Raw genomic sequence first — 1,094 nt, 5'->3', positions numbered from 1 at the left:
GCGTACCGGTTCGGCAATCGCGCGCGCGTAGCCGTCTACTACGGTAATGGTGGTGCAGTACATACAAGCAAAGGCGATAAATGCCACCAGCGGACGCGACCAGTCGCCGATGGTCACGGCGTACATATTAATCAGCTGGCCAACATATTTGCCGCCCGCCATTTGTACGGCTTCGCCGTTGCCGTATTGGACATATGCACCCAAGGCCAAGAAGACGACCGCCAACACTGCGCTGGTGATGTAGCCGACGTTGAAGTCGAAAATGCCGTCTCGGTAGCTGGAAGGGTTGATGCGTTGTTTTTCGGTAACCCACAAAGAGTTGATGGCGGAAATTTCAATCGGTGCAGGCATCCAGCCCATCAGCGCGATGAGGAAGCCCAAGCCTGCCAGTGTCCACGGGGTAGGCTCGATAAAGTCGGGTTTCATCTGCATGCCGCGAGACATGGCCACGGCTGCTGCGGCGACGGTGGCGATGGTCAGGCTGACGATGATGATTTTGGAAACGTTATCCAATGCTTTATAGCGGCCGCTTGCCAAAATCAGCAGGCAGGAAACCATAATCATGACGGACACCATACCGGCATCGAAAGTCAGTGATGGGATTGCCATTTTGACGATGGCGGCGGTAACGATGGCGACTGCACCGGCATTAATCGTTGCCGATGCAATACATAAAATCAAAAATACCCACAAATAAACGCGGCTTTTTTCGGCATAGCCCTCAATCAGGCTTTTGCCCGTGTCCAGCGTGTAATGTGCGCTGAAGCGGAAAAACGGGTATTTGAACAGGTTGGTCAGAATAATGATCAGCGCAAGCTGCCAGCCGTAAAGTGCACCTGCCTGCGTGGAGGCAATCAGGTGCGATCCGCCGACCGCTGCCGAAGCCATCATGATGCCCGGGCCGAGAGCATTGATTTTGCTCTTCCAGGTGGAAGCGTGTGTATGTTGTTCAGCCATAATTAGTTTCCGCCTTTTTCAGACGGCCTTATTATCAAAAAAAGGCATATTTTAACGTAAATAAAAAGTTTGCCCAATAATATGCGTAATACTTTTTATCAATCAAAGGGAAAATACGGTGTTAAAAAGCCGAGATG

Annotated in this window: 1 protein-coding gene; it reads right to left on the bottom strand. The window is 51.3% G+C overall.

Going from position 1 to position 1,094, the window contains the following annotated elements; genetic code table 11:
- A partial coding sequence (locus ACTHUM_RS14995; RefSeq protein ID WP_440403290.1) for an Nramp family divalent metal transporter occupies positions 1-957 on the bottom strand: 957 nt, incomplete at its 3' end.
- Positions 958-1,094: the final 137 nt, after the last annotated feature.

Source organism: Neisseria sp. P0021.S006, from assembly GCF_051956895.1.
Note: the sequence above shows the minus strand (reverse complement) of the source record. Positions and strands in the feature narration are given on the sequence as shown.